Here is a 16,411-nt window from a genome sequence, read left to right on the forward strand (position 1 = left end):
AACCGGGGGGCGGGTACGGGTTTGCCCCGGGGGCTTGCCCTGGCAGCGGCCCGCGTTCAGGCCGTGCCTGCGCGCGGCCGCCCCGGCAGGCGCCAGCTCCAGTTCAGGCTCACGCCCGCCGCCGCCAGGAAGATCATGGCCACGCCCGCGATCTGCGTGGCGTCCATGCGGTGGCCGTAGACCATGAAGTCCAGCAGGATCGCGACGGCAGGATAGATGAAGCTCAATGCCGCGGTGGACGTGGTAGGCAGCTTCTGGATGGCCGAATACATCAGGATGTACATCAGGCAGGTGTGGATCAGCCCCAGGGCCACCAGGTAGCCCCATTGCAGCGGCGCGGCGGGCAGGGCGTTGAAGTCCGCCATGGGCAGCAGCATCACCGCGCCCAGCGTCACCTGCACCAGCGCCAGCACCTGCGGCGGAATGTGCTTGAGCCGCTTGACGATGATGGCGGTGACGCCATAGAGCGCCGCCGCGCCCAGCCCCAGCATCAGCCCCGACAGATAGGCGCGGCCGTCCGCGCCGCCAGCTTCGGACAGGCGCAGCACCAGCATCAGGCCGGCGAAGGCCAGCACCGACCAGGCCAGCTTGCCGCGCGTGGGCCGCTCGCCCAGGAACAGCACGCCCAGGCCGATCAGGAAGAAGGGCTGCACGTTGTAGACCGCGGTGGCCAGCGAAATGGACGCCAGCCGATAGGCGGAAAACAGCAGCACCCAGTTCAGCACCAGCGCGGCGCCCGCGGCCAGGGCCAGCATCAGCGTGCGGGCGGTGAACAGGCCCGGCTTGAGCAGGCCGCGCGCCCAGCAATACACAAACAGGGAGAGGGCGCCGAACACGCAGCGGAAGAAGACCACGTTCCAGGCGCTTTGCCCCGACTCCAGCACAAACACGCCCAGGGTGCCGGACAGGGTCATCGCCGCGGCCATCTGGGCCAGGCCCACGCGTTCTGATGAGGGATTCATGAGGTTCTCCAGGGCCTTGCGGCCACGATATTCGATGGAGAAATTATCCCAGGCGGATCAAGCTGGTTATATGATGTTGATGTGGTGAATCGATTCCGAAACCTTTGTTTAGGTGGAATTTATGCAAAACGACCTAAAAAGTGAAAACCCGGTCCTGGACGGTATCGACCGCCGCCTGGTGGAGATGCTGACCACCAATGCGCGCACCACCACGGCCGACCTGGCGCGCCAGGTCGGGATGTCCGCGCCCAGCGTCGCGGACCGCCTGCGGCGGCTGGAAGAATCGGGCGTGATCCGGGCCTACACCCTGGACGTGGACCCGGTCGCGTTGGGCTACGCGCTGGAGGCCATCGTCCGCATCCGCCCCTTGCCCGGGCAACTGCGCCACGTGGAAGGCCTGATCCAGCAGATTCCGGAATTCGTGGAATGCGACAAGGTGACGGGCGACGATTGCTTCATCGCCCGCGTGGTGCTGCGCTCGATCTCGCATCTGGACGGCATCCTGGAGCGCGTGACCGAATTTGCGGAAACCAATACCGCCATCGTCAAGTCCCACACGGTGCGCCGCCGGCTGCCGCCGCTGCGCTGACGCGCGGCTCAGACCGGCGCGGACAGCGCCTTTTCGATGTCGTCCTTGATGCCGGCCGGGGTATCGGTGGGCGCGTAGCGCTTGATGACCTGGCCGTCGCGGCCCACCAGGAACTTGGTGAAGTTCCACTTGATGCCCTCGGTGCCGAAGACGCCGGGCTTCTCGCCCTTGAGCCAGCGGTAGAGCGGGTGGGCGTCCTCGCCGTTGACGTTGATCTTGGCGTAGAGCGGAAAGGTGATGTCGTACTGCGTGCTGCAGAAATTGCGGATTTCGGCTTCGTCGCCGGGTTCCTGGTGGCCGAACTGGTCGCAAGGAAAGCCCAGCACCGCGAAACCATCGTCGTGGAACGAGCGGTAGAGTTCTTCCAGGCCGGCGTACTGCGGCGTGAAGCCGCATTTGGAGGCCACGTTCACCACCAGCAGCACGCGGCCGCGGTACGTGTCCAGGGACTGTTCCGTGCCGTCGATGGCGCGGGCGGAAAAATCGTAGAGGGTGCTCATGCGGGCTCCTTAGGCGTCCGAACGCGAGGGCGTCAGCGCGCCGGCTTGTTGTCCAGCGAGTGTAGCCCCGGCATCGCGGCCGTAGTAGCGCGTACCCCACAAGGTCAGCAGCAGGACGGCGGCGGTGATGCCGGCCGACATCCAGGGCAGGTCTGTCAGCGGCAGGCCGTGGCCCAGCGCCACGCTGCCCAGCCAGGCGCCGCCCGCATTGCCCAGGTTGAAGGCGCCCTGATTGAGGGTCGACGCCAGGTTGGGCGCGTCGGCCGCCTGGTCCACGATCAGCGTCTGCAGCAAAGGCACGACGGCAAAGCCCAGCACGCCCCAGATGAAGGTCATGACCAGCATGGGCGCCAGCGCGTGGATGGCCTGGCTGAGCGCCAGGAAGACCAGCAGCAGGCCGATGAAAATGCGGCGCAGCGACACTTCCAGGTTGCGGTCGCCCAGCTTGCCGCCCAGGGTGCTGCCCACGGTCAGCGCCACGCCGAAGAGCAGCAGCACGCCGGTGACGCCGCGTTCGGACACGCCGGTCACTTCGCGCAAGAGCGGCGCGATGTACGTCAGCACACAGAACAGCGCCGCGGAGGCCAGCACGCTGGCGGCCAGCGGCCAGACCACGCGCACGTCGCGCAGCACCTTGAATTCGCGCAGGATGTTGCCGGGCTGCATGGGGATGCGGGCCGGCAGCCAGGCGGCCAGCGCGGCCACGGCCAGCAAACCGATGCCGCTGACCACCCAGAAAGTCGAGCGCCATCCGGCCACCTGGCCCAGCGCCGTGCCCAACGGCACGCCCAGCACGTTGGCCAGCGTCAGGCCGGTGAACATCAGCGCAATGGCGCTGGCGCGCTGGTTGCGCGGCACCAGGTCCGCGGCCACCACGGCGCCCAGGCCGAAGAAAGCGCCATGGCAGAAGGCGGTGAACACGCGCGCCGCCATCAGCAGCGCGTAGTTCGGCGCCAGCGCGCACAGCAGGTTGCCCACCACGAAGGTGCTGGCCAGGCCGATCAGCGTGGCCTTGCGCGGCAGCCTGGCGGTGAGGATGGCCATGATGGGCGCGCCGATCACCACGCCCATGGCGTAACCGGTGATCAGCAGGCCTGCGACGTCAATGCTGACTTGCAGATCGGCGGCGACGTTGGGCAGCAGGCCCATGATGACGAACTCGCTGGTGCCGATGCCGAAAGCGGCGGCGGCCAGCGCGATAAGGTGCAGGGGCATGGGACAGGGCCGGGACGAAAGGAAGGCCCCGGCGCAAAGAGAAGGCAAGGGCGGAATTCTAGGGCAGCGCCGCGCAAGCGTCGGGGGAAAGCCCTATTCTGAATAAGGGTATACCCTTAAATTGACGCGGCGCGGGCCTTTGTTCCGGACCGGCCGCGGCGCCGCCAAGGGCTTGCGCGGCGCGGGGCCATTGGGCGGGTTTCGCCACAGCCGTCCTATCATGTCCATCAGATCCAAATGCGCGCGCTGTAGGAGAAATCGGCAATGGAAGGAATGATTGAACGCCTGGAGGCGATGCTGGCCAAGGGCACGGACAACATGCTGCTGCGTTTTTCGCTGGGAAAGGCCTACGCGGAGCAGGATTGCTTCGCCGATGCCGAGCCCCATCTGCGCGCGGCGCTGGCGTTCGATCCCGCCTATTCGGTGGCCTGGAAATGGCTGGGCAAGGCTTGCCTGGGACAGGGCGACAAGAGCGGCGCGCGCGCCGCCTGGGAATCGGGCCTGCAGGCCGCGCAGGCGCGCGGCGATCAGCAGGTGGTGAAGGAGTTGCAGGTGTTCATCAAGCGCTTGGACAAGGAGGCTGCGGCTGGGCACGCGTGAGCCGGAATACCTCGATGGCGTGGCGCAGCTCCTCGGTTTCGGCCCGCTGCGCAACCGTCCCAGGCGCATCCGCTATGCCGGTGTGCACGTCGCGGGCCAGGCCGACCAGATTCCTGCGCGTGGCCTCCAGCGAAAATCTTAATGCGCCGATCTCATCGTCCGGATTGCCCGGCGCCAGCGGCGTGCCCAGATTGCCGGCCGCGATCTGCCGCGTGAAGTCGGTGGCCGTGGCCAACAGGCCGGACAGGGAGCGGCCATAGGCCCAACCCGATGCGAAGATCAGGCAGACGCCAGCGGCCAGCACTGCCGTGGCCAAGGCCAGTTGCTCGATATTCAGATTGGCCGCCATGCCATGCAGCGCGAAGCCGCCGGCGGCCAGGAACAGCGCGGACGAAAGTCCCGCCCAGGCCAGCATGCGCGCGCGTATGCCCGACGCCCGCCAGTCGCGCAGACGCGCCAGCGGGCCTCCCGGCAGGATCCGCCCCGCGCGCAACCGCAAGCCGCCGGTAATGCCGGTGCGCAGGCGCCGGTAGGCGCTGTCCGCGGTGTCGATCTGGGCGCGCGTTGGTTTGACGCGCACGCAGGCATAGCAGACGGTGACGCCTCGCTCCACCACCGGGGTGATGCTGGCCAGCGACCAATAGTGGCCGCCATGCTTGCGCCGGTTCTTGATCACGCCCGTCCATGACTGGCCCCGCTGTATCGTGCGCCACAAGTCGTCGTAGGCGGCCAGCGGCATGTCGGGATGCCGCATGGTGTCATGGCCCTTGCCCATCAGATCCGCCTGCGTGTAGCCGCTGACCTCCAGGAACGCCGGATTGGCGTAGATGATGCGGCCGCGCGCGTCGGTGCGGGTGATGAGGCACTGCTCGTCGTGCAGCGTGTATTCCTGGTCGTGGACCTGCGGATGGTCGCGCATGGCTGTGTCGTCCTGCGATCGGCGTTGGCGGAATGTCGTAGACCGATCATCCGGGACGCGGACGGAAGCGGCGTTGACCTAGGTCAAGCGGGGCCGACGTCGTTCCCGCCCGCGGCCAGCGTCTCAGGCCGGCGGCAGCCCGCTGAACGCCTCCAGCGCGCGCAACCGGCTCTGGGCCAGGTCGACAATGGGCAGCGGATAGCCGGCGGCGGCGCGCTCCATCGGGCTGGGATCATGGATGGCGCGGCCGTCCAGATGCGCCAGTTCCGGCAGCCATTCGCGCAGGAACACGCCGTCCGGATCGAACTTGCGCGACTGCGACAGCGGATTGAAGATGCGGAAGTAGGGCACGGCGTCCGCGCCCGTGGACGCGCTCCATTGCCAGCCGCCGTTATTGGCGGCGAGATCGCCGTCCACCAGCTGCGCCATGAACCAGGCTTCGCCCAGCCGCCAATCGATCAGCAGGTTCTTGGACAGGAACATGGCCGTCACCATGCGCAGGCGGTTGTGCATCCAGCCCAGCGCCAGCAACTGCCGCATGGCCGCGTCGACGATGGGAATGCCGGTCTGGCCCTGCTGCCAGGCATGCAGGTCCTCAGGCGCGTCGCGCCACGGCACCGCGGCGGTCTCCGGCTTCATGGGCTGGTGCATGGACAGCGCCGGGTAGGCGGCCAATAGATGCTGATAGAACTCGCGCCACAGCAATTCGTTGATCCAGGTGGCGGCGCCGCGCTTCCCGCCCTCTATTTCCCCGTGGTTTGCGGCCTGCGCCGCGCGCAAGGCCTGGCCCGGCGACAGCACCCCCGCCGCCAGATAGGGCGACAGGCAGCTGGTGGCGGGCAGCGAGGGAAAATCGCGTTCTTCCTGGTAGGCGTCGATGACGCCGTCGGCAAAGGCTTCGAGGCGTTCGCTGGCCGCGTCCTCGCCAGCGGGCCAGAGCGCGCGCACAGGCTCGGCGGGCGCATCGAAACCCTCGAAGGCCGCGGGCAGCGGATCCGCCGGCCAGGGCGGCGGGGTCTGCGCGCGCGGGGCGGGCAGGGCGCGCAGCGGCGCCGTGCGCAGCCGTTCGCGGCAGGCCCGCGCGTATGGGGTATAGACGCGGTAGCACTCGCCCTTGCCGGTCAGCACCGTGCCGGGCCGCAGCAGCGAAGCGCCATGATGCAGGGTCCAGTCCACGTCCAGGGCTCGCAGGCTGGCGGCGACCGCGGCATCGCGGCGGCGTTCGTTGACGGCCCATTCGGCGTTGGCGTGGACCTGGCCGATGGCGTGGTCGCGGCAGAAAGCGGCCAGCGCGTCCGGCGCCTCGCTCCAGTCATGCACCGTCAGCAGCCGCAACGGAATGCCCAGGCGGCCGAGTTCGCGAGACAGTTCGCGCAGATTGCGCAGCCAGAAATCCACCTTGGCCGGCGCGTCGCCGTGCTGCCGCCATTGGCCGGGCGCGGCCAGGAACAGGGCGGTGACCGTGCCGGCTTCGGCGGCCGCGGCCAGGGCAGGGTTGTCATGCGCGCGCAGGTCGGTGCGCAGCCAAAGCAGCGTGTTCATGGGTGGTCCAGGGCAGGGGCGGCGAGGCTGGCATTCTATATTGCGCCCGCCGCGCGGACGCGCCGGCAGACCGGCCTTGGAAGACGATGTAAAAACTACGAGTAGATGTGTCCTGGCTTGCGCCGGCTGGCGCCGCGGGCCTCGCGGGGGAAAGCGGCCGGCGCGGCCGGATTGCGCCGCTTTGCGGTCAAACCATGAAACACGCTGGCGCGCCGCGGATATTGACGCCGCCTGGTCCCCGCCCTGTAATTCAAATAAACGACTAGAGCAAGATGAACGCTATGGGAAATCTGATGGACCTACGCCCGTCTTTTCTGAGGGGCCGCACACCCGCAGGCAACGCGTCCCGCGACGTCTTGCAAAAACTCTGGCGCTCGGTGGATCTGCCCGGCGAATCGCTGGACCATGTGGTGTTGACTGGCGCCGATCCGGTACTCCCATCGTCCTTCGCTGTCGGCATGGCGGCGCAGACCAGCATGGCCGCGGCCGCGCTGGCCGCCGCGGAGATCTGGAATCTGCGCGGCGGCGCCAGGCAGCAGGTCGGCGTCGACATGCTGCACGCCGCGCAGGAATGCCGCAGCCACTACACCATCAACGGCATCACGCCCAATCCCTGGGACCCCATCACCGGGCTGTACCGCTGCGGCGACGGCGGCTGGGTCCGAATCCATGCCAATTTCGCTCATCACCGCGATGGCGCGCTGGCGCTGCTGGGCTGTCCGGCCGGCGAAGACACTACCCGCGCGATGGTCGAGCGCGCCTTGAGCCGCTGGAAGGCCCTGGACTTCGAACAGGTGGCCGCCGACGCGGGCCTGCCCGTGGCCGCCATGCGCAGCTTCGACGAATGGGACCGCCACCCCCAAGCCCTGGCGGTGGCCGCGCAGCCCCTGCTGACCATCGAGCGCATCGGCGAAGCCGATCCGCGTCCCTTGCCCAAGTACGGCAATGGCGCCCGGCCGCTCAAGGACATCCGCGTGCTGGACCTGACCCGCATCATCGCCGGCCCGGTCTGCGGACGGGCGCTGGCGGCGTACGGCGCCGATGTGATGCTGCTCAATTCCCCGCATCTGCCCAACATCGACAACATCATCGATACCAGCCGCGGCAAGCTGTCGGTGCTGGCCGATCTGGATACGGCCGACGGCCGCATCGCGCTGGGCAACCTGCTGCGCAGCGCGCACGTGTTCGTGCAGGGCTACCGCCCCGGCGGCCTGGCCGCGCTGGGCTTCGGCCCGCAGGACGCGGCGCGCATCCGTCCGGGCATTGTCTACGTGTCCTTGACCGCCTATGGCGACAAAGGTCCCTGGGCCGGCCGCCGCGGCTTCGATTCCCTGGTGCAGACCGCTACGGGCTTCAACCACGCCGAGGCGCAGGCCGCGGGCCAGGACACGCCCAAGCCCATGCCCATGCAGATCCTGGACCATGCCTCGGGCTACCTGATGGCGTTTGGCGCGCAAGCCGCGCTGGCGCGCCAAATGACCGAAGGCGGCAGCTGGCATGTGCGCGTGTCGCTGGCGCAGACCGCGCATTGGCTGCGCGGCCTGGGCCGTGTCGAGGGCGGCCTGGCCTGTCCGATGCCGGGTTTCGACGGCCTGCTGGAAACCGAGCCCTCCGGCTTTGGCGAACTGGTGGCTCTGCGCCACGCCGCGCAGTTCTCCGATACGCCGGCCCGCTGGACGCGTCCGTCCAGCCCGCCCGGCACGCATCCGCCGGTCTGGCCATTCAACTAGGAACACCCGCTCAAGCCTGCGCGCCGCCGGCGTCTGGCTGGAAGCAGCGCGTCTCCAAGCAAGGGCCGCGGTTTCATCTGCGGTTCTGTCTGATTTTCATGTAAGCGCCTCAGCACGGCCCCGGAGCCTGTGGCCGGCGCTCTGCCTGCACTTCTTGCGTCCAGCCATGGCTGAGGCGCTTCCATCTCTTCCCACGCAAGCCCGCCCGATACCGCCATGCGCAGCTATCGGGTTTTCTGTTATGGAATCAATAAATTACATATTGATATCAACAGTCATATAAATAGCATGTCGTCATATTTTGTCATTGTTAAGTAACAACCAGAATCCCCGGGTGTAGTCGCTGGGAGTGCGCGCAGGACTTCGTCCTGGATGTGGCTCAGAACGGATCCGCCGACGCCGCAGTTCAGTAGCTTGGCGACTTTGCCTGGCCGGCGCATCTCCCGCCCGCGGGATTCCTTTCAGACAAGGTCATGACGATGCTGAAGCCATCCAAGGCACACGCTTGGTGCATAGCGGCTGCGCGCCAAGTCAGAAAGGCGCTGTGCGTGGCGCTTTCCAGTTTGCTCCTGTTCCAGGGCTGCGCCGCGCCGCTAGCCGGCGAACACCGCAAGCCGCTCCCCGACGCCGAAGGCCGAGCCGCATCCGCCAGCATTGCCGTTCAGGACCGGGCGCGGGCGATGGATCCAAGCGCGGCCGCGGCCAGCGCGCCTATCCCCGGCGGCATGGATCCCGCGCCCGATCTGGAGGGACGCCCCTTGCCCGCCAATCCCAACCAAATGGCGAGCGCGGACGCCAGGTCGACGGCCAGCGGCAAGGCCATCGGTGCAGCCCAGCAAGCGGCGGAAAGCTGGCTGCGCCAGTTCGGCACGGCCAGGCTGGACCTGCTGGGCAGCTTCCATGGCGGCGCTCTGGATATGTTGTTCCCGCTGCGCGATTCCGGGACGAGTCTGATTTTTTCCCAATTCGGCGCGCGCCGGACCAATCTGCTGCAAGAGTCATATCGGACCACGGTCAACCTCGGGCTGGGCTACCGCCATTTCGGCGATGGCTACATGGCTGGCGTCAACGCATTCCTGGACCAGGACGTGTCGCGCGGCCATCGGCGCCTGGGTCTGGGCGGCGAATGGTGGGCGGATTATCTGAAGCTCAGCATGAACGGCTATTTCCGGCTGAGCGACTGGAAGCGTTCGCCCGATGCGCGGGACTATCAGGAACGTCCGGCCAGCGGCTGGGACATCCGGACCGAAGGCTATCTGCCGCAGTATCCGCAGCTGGGCGGCAAGCTGATGTTCGAGAAGTACTACGGCGACGAGGTCGGGCTGTTCGGCGCCAGCAACCGGCAAAGAAATCCCAGCGCCTGGACCCTGGGCGTTTCCTATACGCCGGCGCCGCTGGTCACGCTGGGCCTGGACCATCGCATGGGGCAGGGCGGGCAGTCCGACACCAGCTTCAAGCTGGCCCTGAAGTACGCGCTTGGCGTGCCTTTGGCCAAGCAGTTGCAGCCGGGTGAAGTCGCGCGCAGCCGCAAGCTGGCCGGCATGCGCATGGATCTGGTCGAACGCAACAACGAAATCGTCCTGGAATACAAGAAGAACGATCCCATGACGATACAGCTGCCGGCGGCTGCTTCCGGATATCCTCGGACGGCCCTCAGCTTTCCGGTAACGCTGACGGGCGCGGATGCCGCGCCCCGGATCGAATGGTCCGGTTCCGCGGCGCCGTTTGCGATGCCATACAGCGGCGGCGCGTCCGCATCGCTGATGCTGCCCGACTACCGCAGCGGCGGCATCAACAGCTATCAGCTGATGGCGTCCGCTACGGATGTGCACGGCCGCAAGATCAGGTCCAACGTCATGACCGTGAGCGTCAACCCGCTCAGCGTCAGCGTCGCGCGTTCCAAGGCCGCCGCCATGGCGGACGGCGTGGACAGCGTCCGATTCACGGCCCAGGTTCGCGGCGTCCAGGCCGAACCCATGGGGGGGCGCACCGTTACATGGGTGCTGCAGGGGGCCGGCACGATCCGGGAGTCTTCGGACCGCACCGATGCCGATGGCGTGGCGTACGCCCTGGTCAGCAGCACTGTCTCGGGCACGATCGGGGTCGAGGCAATGGAGGCGCAAGGGTTCAAGGGCAGGAGCGAGGCAGAGTTCCTTGACGCGCCGGGCACGGCCAGCGTGGCGCTGCTCGTTGCGCAGCCCGCGTCCATTCTTGCAAACGGCAGGGACAAGACCGTATTGAAGGCGACAGTCAAGGACGGCAAGGGCAACGCAGTGGGCGCGGGCGTCGCGGTGAACTGGACCGCCACCGGCGGGCGGCTTTCCAGTAACAGCAGCAATACCGACGCGAGCGGCATTGCCGTGGCGGAACTGCTGTCCGCCACTGTTCCAGGCCTTGCGGCCATCACCGCCAGGGCCGGAGCCGAGGATCCGGGCAAGACGGGATCCGTCGCATTCCTGCTCGATGCATCCGATGCCCAGGTGCTGCGGCTCACGCCAAGCAAGACCACCGCCCTGGCCGATGGCCTGGACACGGTGACCTTCACCGCCACCGTCGCGGATGGCCGAGGCAATCCGGTGGGAGCGGGCGTCGCCGTCAACTGGGGCGCCAGCCTGGGCACGCTGGGCGCCGCTTCCAGCAACACGGACGCGAGCAGCCAGGCCACGGTCGTACTGACCGCGCCGACCGCGGCTGGCGCGGCGACCGTCACCGCCAGGGCCGCAAGCGGCGACCCGGGCAAGACCGCCGCGGTCGCGTTCGTCGCGGATGTCGCTAACGCGCGCGTCGTCCAGCTCACGCCCAGCCAGGCCAGGGGCACGGCCAATGGCGCGGATGCCGTGGTTTTCACCGCCATGGTTGAAGACGGCCGCGGCAATCCGGTGGGGGCGGGCGTCACCGTCAACTGGAGCGCCAGTCTTGGGACGCTCGCCGCTACCAGCGTCACCAACGCCAGCGGCCAGGCTTCCGCCTTGCTGACCGCGCCGATCGTTCCCGGCACGGCAACCGTCACGGCCCGGGCGGCGGATGGCGATGCCGGCAAGACCGCGTCAGCCGTCTTCGCGGCAGACGAACTGAGGGCCCGCGTGGCCGCGCTAAGCCCAAGCAAGACCACCGGCCTGGCCAACGGCACTGACACCGTCACACTCACGGCCACGATCGATGATGGCAGAGGCAATCCGTTGGGGGCGGGCATCGTCGTCAACTGGAGCGCCGATCGGGGCTCGATAGGCGCTTCCAGTATCACCAATGCCAGCAGCCAGGCCACCGTCGTCCTGACCGCGCCTACCGCGACCGGAGCGGCGACTGTTACCGCCAAGTGCGCGCCGGCCCGCCAGGCGAAGAGCGCCGGCGGAGATCCCGGCAAGACCGCCGCCGTCGATTTCATCGCTGACGCCTCCAGCGCCCACGTCATCGAGCTGGCCGCGAGCAAGACCGACGCGGTGGCTAACGGCGCCGATACCGTGACCCTCCGGGCCGTCGTCGTCGACAAGCAAGGCAATCGGGTGGGCGCAGGTGTTACCGTCAACTGGAGTACAAGTCTGGGCCAGCTCCCGGCGGCCACCACGACCGATAGCAAGAGCGAAACCTCGGCCGTCCTGATCGCGCCGACTTCCACGGGCGTCGCGACGGTTACCGCCAAGGCTGCGGGCGGCGATGCGGGGCAGGTGGTGTCTATCACCTTCATGGCCGACGCGTCGACCGCCCGTGTGGCGACAGTCGCGGCGAGCAAGACGAGCGGCTTGGCCGATGGAACGGATACCGTGACCTTCACGGCCACGGTTGCGGACGCCAAGGGCAATCCGGTGGGCGCGGGCGTCCCGGTCAACTGGGGCGCCAGTCTGGGCACGCTGGCTGCGACGGTCAGCAAGACCGACGCCAACGGCCAGGCCTCGGCTGTATTGACCGCGCCGACTGCGGCGGGCACGTCGACCATCAACGCCCGGGCCGCGGGCGGCGACGCGGGCCAGACTGCCACGATAGCCTTTACGGCCGACGCTTCCAGCGCCCGAGTGGTTAGTTGGGCGTTCAGTAGCAATAGCTCGCCGGTACGGGCCAATGGCGTAGACGCCATTATCCTCAGGGCCCACGTGAAAGACGCCATGGGCAATCGCGTGGCCGGGGCGACGGTCGACTGGACCACCAGCCTGGGCAGCCTTGCTAGCGCGACAAGCGTTAGCGACGTCACTGGCGAGGCTCTTGTCAAGCTGGTGTCGACCACCGCCGGTGAAGTTGTCGCCACGGCCAAGGCAGGGGCGGCGGATCCGGGCAAGATCTTGCGCGTGGGTCCCTTCGTGGCCGATCCCGCCACCGCCCGCGTGGTCGTGCTTACGCAAAACAAGACCAATGGCGTCGCCGATGGCGCAGATACGGTGAGATTTACGGCCACGGTACAGGACGCACACGGCAATGCGATGATAAGGTGGGACGTCAACGGCACGCCGAGGCCGCTCGACATTCCCGTCAATTGGACCACTTCCGGCGGCAGGCTGGCCGCAACTGCCAGTAGCACCGATGAGACCGGCAAGGCCACAATGGTATTGACCGCGCCGAAGGTTGCCGGCAGCGTGAATGTCACCGCCATGGCCCCTGGGCGGGATGCGGGCCGGACAGCCAGCGTGACCTTTGCGGCCGCCACGCCCAGCACCCGCGTCGGCAGCGCTTCGGCCAGCAGGACCAGCATCGTGGCCAATGCCCGGGATACCGTGATCTTCACGGCGGTAGTGCTGGACGGCAACGGCAATTCAGGAGGCGCAGGCCACGTGGTCAACTGGAGCACCGATCTTGGCACGCTGGAGGCGTCATCCTCCAGGACCAACGCCAAGGGCGAGGCCACGGTTGTGCTGACGGCGGGAAAGCTCGCGGGGCAGGCCACGGTGACTGCCAAGACGGGCGCAGACGATTCGGGCCGTGCCTTCCGCGTGGCATTGACCGCTGATCCGATAACCGCCCGCGTCGCTTCCCTGGCCAGCAGCAAGACCTCTGCCCGGGCTGACGGTCAGGAAAAGCTGATCCTTAAGGCGACGGTGAAGGATGCCAACGGCAATCTGGAGGTCGCGGGCGTCACGGTCAACTGGCGGACCAACCTCGGCACGCTGGCCTCGGCAACCAGCAGTACGGATAGCAATGGCGTTGCCACGATGGAACTGCGCGCGCCAGGCGCTCCAGGTATCGCCGTGCTTACCGCGAGGGCAATCGCGGCGGACGGGGGCAAGACCGTGCGCGTGGAGTTCATATCGTCGAGTACGATCCCGCCGCGGCCATGGCAATGAGCAGGCATGTGCGCGGATACATGCGGGACTGCCGTCATGAACGGACTTGCGGCCGAACAGTAGCGGCGCATGCCCGCCAGCGCCGCCTACTGCTTGGCCTTCCAGTCGCGCAGTGCGCGCATGGTGTTGGCCACGTGGGAGTCCGGATTCATGTCGGTGTATTCATACAGGATCTTGCCTTGCGGCGAGATCACGTAGGAGATGCGCTGCGCGTACTCGGGACGCTTGTCGTGGACCGCGTCGTAGGCCTTCATGATCTTGCCATCGCCGTCGGCCGCTACCGCGAACTTGCCGCGGCATTCGCTGACCGAGAACTTGTTCAAGGTGTCGATATTGTCGGTCGACACACCGATGACGGTAGCGCCCAGGGACTTGTAATCATCGGTGGCTTCGGCGAAGTTGTGCGCCTCTATCGTGCAGCCCTGGGTGAACGCGGCGGGGAAGAAATACAAGACCACCGGACCTTGCTTGAGCGCCTCGCTCAGCGAGAACGTGTAGACCTTGCCGCCCAGCGATGCCTGGGTGCTGAAGTCCGGGGCGGGCGCGCCCACGTCCAGCGCGGCCTGGGCCGAGGGACCGGCCAGCAGGCCGCAGAGGAGTAACCAGGGGGCAATGCGCTTCATCGGAATCTCCAGGAATTTCAGGGGCCGCGCGGCAACGGGTCTACTGTAGCCGTGCAGGAGGCGAGGGTCCAGTAAGCGGCGCGGCGGCGTCGCCCGTCCTAGTCGCGTCCGGAGCCGCCGCGGCCATTCCCGTTGCCATTGCCGTCTCCGCGCGGTTGGTCGCGCTGCTGTTGTTGACGCGCCTGCTGCTGGGCTTGCTGGTCGCGCTGCTGTTGTTGACGCGCCTGCTGCTGGGCCTGCTGGTCGCGCTGCTGTTGTTGACGCGCCTGCTGCTGGGCCTGCTGGTCGCGCTGCTGTTGTTGACGCGCCTGCTGCTGGGCCTGCTGGTCGCGCTGCTGTTGCTGACGCGCCTGTTGCTGGGCCTGCTGGTCGCGTTGCTGTTGCTGGCGTTCCTGCTGCTGGGCCTGTTGGTCACGTTGCTGTTGCTGACGCGCCTGCTGCTGGGCCTGCTGGTCGCGTTGCTGTTGCTGGCGTTCCTGCTGCTGGGCCTGTTGGTCACGTTGCTGTTGCTGCTGCGCCTGCTGATCGCGCTGCTGTTGCTCTCGCGCCTGTTGCCCCTGCGGCTGCTGGGGGCGGCCTGTCTGCCCGGCAGACATATCGCGTCCGCGTTGCATGTCGCCGTGGTCCGCGTTGTTCCGGTCAGCGCCGCCGCGGTTATCGCGCCCGTTGTTGTCCTGGCCGCGGTCGCGTCCGTCGCGTCCATTGTCCGGACGCTGGCCTTCATGCGGCCGGCCATTGGATTGATGGTCCACGTAGGCCTGGGGCGGCCGGCCCTTGTTGTGGTCGTAGAACTGAGCCCGCTTATTGCCGGCGTCGCGCGCGTAGCCGCGCTGGATGTCGGTCTGCGGAGAATGGCGGTCCTTGCGCGCGGCAAGTTCGCGCGGGTCCGCGTTGCGCCGGATGCCGGATGGGCCGCCGTGGTAGCTGACGCGGCGGTTGTCCACGTTGTTCACGACCACGGTGTGGTTATAGACATTGGTCACGCGCGTGACGTTCACGTTCGTGACGGAACGGTTGTAGTAGAAGCGGTCGCGCTTCCAGTAACCGCCCACATAGCCCAGGCCGTTGTAGCCAAAGCCGTAGTTGATTCCGCCATAGAAGCCCACGTGTGGACCCCAATAGCCGGGGGTCCAGAGGTAGATGCCATTGCTGAAGCCCCAATAACCGGGTGTCCAGAGCGCGCCGGCATAGGGCGCGAGCACCCATGCGCCGGGTACCCAGAAAAACCCGTAGCGGTTCAGGCTCCAGTAGCCCGGCACCCACATATAGCCGTCGGCGGGCGCTGGCGGCTGGACATAGACGGGTAAGGGTGGCGGCGGCTGGGGGCTGCGGTCCACCAGCGCCAGGTTGGCGTTGGCGGGATCGCCGTCGTCATAGACGGGCGCGGCGGGCGCCGGCGGCGGCTCATAGGTCTGCGCCGCCACGCTGGCACAGGCAGCCATCAGGACAGCCGCGGCCAAAGGGCGCGGGCGCAGGATCCGGGAACAGGTATTCATGGTTTTTCCTTGGCGCAACGGGCGCGCGGATCAATAGCCACGATAGTAGTAATGGGGGGCTGGATACGCCGGGTAGTAATAATGCGGCGTGTAGTAGACCGGCGCGGGACGATAGTGCGCGGGCCTGGCGGGTACGACCACGCAACCGGTCAAGGCGCTGGTCACGGCCAGCATCAGCAATAGGCTTTTCTTCATTTTGCGACTCCTGCCGAGCGCCTGGCGTGGTTCACGCCTTTTTTGCGCTCGTCAGGATTAGGCCACAGGCCGGTCTCCACGGTTCTGCACTGTAATCGTTCCGAAACAGCTTTCCGGTGACGGATATTTGCGCCTGCGTGACCGTCGATGTCGTTCGTATCAATGTCCGCGCAAAAGAAAAGGGGCCGCCTCGGCGACCCCCTCATAGCGCGTAGCGCCGTGTTACGGCTGTCAGTTCCAGCGGCCGCCGTTACCGGCGAGGCTGAAGCGGCCCGCGCCCATGAAGGCGATGGCCAGGCCGGTGAACAGGAACATGCCTTGCAGTTCCAGCGCCCAGCCACCGTTGTTGGTCATGCTGCTGATCTGGCCGGAGTGGGCCAGCAGGATGGCGACGACCATGTTGATGGCGATCAGCAAACCGCCCAGGCGGGTGTAGATGCCGACGATGAGCAGCACGGGGGCGAGGATTTCGCCGACGTAGGCGCCATAGGCGAGGAAGCCGGGCAGGCCGTGCGAGGACAGCATGCCGCTGATGCCGCCGACGCCGCCGCCGGTCAGTTTGAACAGGCCATGCAGCAGAATCAGAATACCGAGGGTCAGGCGCAGGATCAGCTTGCCGGTGTCGTCGGATTTGATCATGGTGAGTTTCTCATCTATTGGTTGAAAGGGGACCGCGGCCGTTGGAACAGGGCGCGAGCCTTTGGTTCCGCGCCCCGGTGATCGCGGGCAGGGCGGCCGCCGGGGCAGGCCGCGCCATTATTGCAAAACCC

General features: G+C 67.2%; 13 protein-coding genes. 4 read left to right on the forward strand and 9 right to left on the reverse strand.

Features of this window, described 5'->3' with window-relative positions:
• Nucleotides 1-56 precede the first annotated feature (56 nt).
• On the reverse strand, nucleotides 57-962 hold the full coding sequence (locus tag AC1RHV_RS01645) for a DMT family transporter (RefSeq protein ID WP_054456772.1): 906 nt from the start codon (nucleotides 960-962) through the stop codon (nucleotides 57-59).
• Nucleotides 963-1,083: 121 nt separating this feature from the next.
• On the opposite strand from AC1RHV_RS01645, the gene AC1RHV_RS01650 reads away from it, so the two are divergent.
• On the forward strand, nucleotides 1,084-1,551 hold the full coding sequence (locus AC1RHV_RS01650; RefSeq protein WP_054456773.1) for an Lrp/AsnC family transcriptional regulator: 468 nt from the start codon (nucleotides 1,084-1,086) through the stop codon (nucleotides 1,549-1,551).
• 8 nt (nucleotides 1,552-1,559) lie between these two features.
• Here AC1RHV_RS01650 and AC1RHV_RS01655 read toward each other — a convergent pair whose 3' ends face one another.
• Both AC1RHV_RS01655 and AC1RHV_RS01660 read right to left on the reverse strand, forming a co-directional pair.
• The gene (locus AC1RHV_RS01655) at nucleotides 1,560-2,051 is read right to left on the reverse strand and encodes a glutathione peroxidase (RefSeq protein WP_059380299.1); all 492 of its coding nucleotides are present in this window, start codon (nucleotides 2,049-2,051) and stop codon (nucleotides 1,560-1,562) included.
• Nucleotides 2,052-2,060: 9 nt separating this feature from the next.
• Nucleotides 2,061-3,266 carry an MFS transporter gene (locus AC1RHV_RS01660; RefSeq protein ID WP_054456775.1) on the reverse strand — a complete coding sequence of 402 codons (1,206 nt, stop codon included), beginning with the start codon at nucleotides 3,264-3,266 and terminating at the stop codon, nucleotides 2,061-2,063.
• 264 nt (nucleotides 3,267-3,530) lie between these two features.
• Here AC1RHV_RS01660 and AC1RHV_RS01665 point away from each other — a divergent pair, with 264 nt between their 5' ends.
• Nucleotides 3,531-3,866 (forward strand): tetratricopeptide repeat protein, encoded by a 336-nt coding sequence (locus tag AC1RHV_RS01665; protein WP_082401201.1) that lies wholly within the window; start codon nucleotides 3,531-3,533, stop codon nucleotides 3,864-3,866.
• On the opposite strand, the gene AC1RHV_RS01670 is transcribed toward AC1RHV_RS01665, so the two are convergent.
• Together AC1RHV_RS01670 and phrB are read right to left on the reverse strand one after the other, a co-directional pair.
• Nucleotides 3,826-4,785: a methyl-accepting chemotaxis protein gene (locus AC1RHV_RS01670; RefSeq protein WP_119451096.1), complete on the reverse strand. Its 960-nt coding sequence runs from the start codon at nucleotides 4,783-4,785 to the stop codon at nucleotides 3,826-3,828. The genes AC1RHV_RS01665 and AC1RHV_RS01670 overlap by 41 nt on opposite strands.
• Before the next feature lie 123 nt (nucleotides 4,786-4,908).
• The gene (gene phrB / locus AC1RHV_RS01675) at nucleotides 4,909-6,327 is read right to left on the reverse strand and encodes a deoxyribodipyrimidine photo-lyase (protein WP_492299628.1); all 1,419 of its coding nucleotides are present in this window, start codon (nucleotides 6,325-6,327) and stop codon (nucleotides 4,909-4,911) included.
• A 281-nt stretch (nucleotides 6,328-6,608) separates the two neighbouring features.
• On the opposite strand from phrB, the gene AC1RHV_RS01680 reads away from it, so the two are divergent.
• Both AC1RHV_RS01680 and AC1RHV_RS01685 read left to right on the forward strand, forming a co-directional pair.
• Entirely contained in the window at nucleotides 6,609-8,057 is a 1,449-nt protein-coding gene (locus tag AC1RHV_RS01680; protein ID WP_175163773.1) for a CoA transferase, read from the forward strand.
• Nucleotides 8,058-8,605: 548 nt separating this feature from the next.
• The gene (locus AC1RHV_RS01685; protein WP_492299629.1) at nucleotides 8,606-13,327 is read left to right on the forward strand and encodes an Ig-like domain-containing protein; all 4,722 of its coding nucleotides are present in this window, start codon (nucleotides 8,606-8,608) and stop codon (nucleotides 13,325-13,327) included.
• A gap of 86 nt (nucleotides 13,328-13,413) precedes the next feature.
• On the opposite strand, the gene AC1RHV_RS01690 is transcribed toward AC1RHV_RS01685, so the two are convergent.
• From AC1RHV_RS01690 to AC1RHV_RS01705, 4 genes are all read right to left on the reverse strand, one after another.
• Nucleotides 13,414-13,950, reverse strand: a complete 537-nt coding sequence (locus AC1RHV_RS01690) for a peroxiredoxin (RefSeq protein ID WP_119451100.1) — start codon at nucleotides 13,948-13,950, stop codon at nucleotides 13,414-13,416.
• Between the two features lie 98 nt (nucleotides 13,951-14,048).
• Entirely contained in the window at nucleotides 14,049-15,446 is a 1,398-nt protein-coding gene (locus AC1RHV_RS01695) for an adenylate cyclase (protein ID WP_492299630.1), read from the reverse strand.
• Nucleotides 15,447-15,476: 30 nt separating this feature from the next.
• Nucleotides 15,477-15,641 carry a hypothetical protein gene (locus tag AC1RHV_RS01700; RefSeq protein ID WP_175180823.1) on the reverse strand — a complete coding sequence of 55 codons (165 nt, stop codon included), beginning with the start codon at nucleotides 15,639-15,641 and terminating at the stop codon, nucleotides 15,477-15,479.
• A 231-nt stretch (nucleotides 15,642-15,872) separates the two neighbouring features.
• Nucleotides 15,873-16,280, reverse strand: a complete 408-nt coding sequence (locus tag AC1RHV_RS01705; RefSeq protein WP_054456781.1) for a DoxX family protein — start codon at nucleotides 16,278-16,280, stop codon at nucleotides 15,873-15,875.
• Nucleotides 16,281-16,411 lie beyond the last annotated feature (131 nt).

Source organism: Achromobacter sp. GW823-FHT04E03 (assembly GCF_058796095.1).

Coding starts and splice junctions, on each gene's coding strand:
- AC1RHV_RS01690 (WP_119451100.1), bottom strand. CDS start 13,950: ATGAAGCGCATTGCCCCCTGGTTACTCCTCTGCGGCCTGCTGGCCGGT.
- AC1RHV_RS01680 (WP_175163773.1), top strand. CDS start 6,609: ATGGGAAATCTGATGGACCTACGCCCGTCTTTTCTGAGGGGCCGCACA.
- AC1RHV_RS01705 (WP_054456781.1), bottom strand. CDS start 16,280: ATGATCAAATCCGACGACACCGGCAAGCTGATCCTGCGCCTGACCCTC.
- AC1RHV_RS01670 (WP_119451096.1), bottom strand. CDS start 4,785: ATGCGCGACCATCCGCAGGTCCACGACCAGGAATACACGCTGCACGAC.
- AC1RHV_RS01655 (WP_059380299.1), bottom strand. CDS start 2,051: ATGAGCACCCTCTACGATTTTTCCGCCCGCGCCATCGACGGCACGGAA.
- AC1RHV_RS01645 (WP_054456772.1), bottom strand. CDS start 962: ATGAATCCCTCATCAGAACGCGTGGGCCTGGCCCAGATGGCCGCGGCG.
- AC1RHV_RS01700 (WP_175180823.1), bottom strand. CDS start 15,641: ATGAAGAAAAGCCTATTGCTGATGCTGGCCGTGACCAGCGCCTTGACC.
- AC1RHV_RS01660 (WP_054456775.1), bottom strand. CDS start 3,266: ATGCCCCTGCACCTTATCGCGCTGGCCGCCGCCGCTTTCGGCATCGGC.
- phrB (WP_492299628.1), bottom strand. CDS start 6,327: ATGAACACGCTGCTTTGGCTGCGCACCGACCTGCGCGCGCATGACAAC.
- AC1RHV_RS01650 (WP_054456773.1), top strand. CDS start 1,084: ATGCAAAACGACCTAAAAAGTGAAAACCCGGTCCTGGACGGTATCGAC.
- AC1RHV_RS01695 (WP_492299630.1), bottom strand. CDS start 15,446: ATGAATACCTGTTCCCGGATCCTGCGCCCGCGCCCTTTGGCCGCGGCT.
- AC1RHV_RS01665 (WP_082401201.1), top strand. CDS start 3,531: ATGGAAGGAATGATTGAACGCCTGGAGGCGATGCTGGCCAAGGGCACG.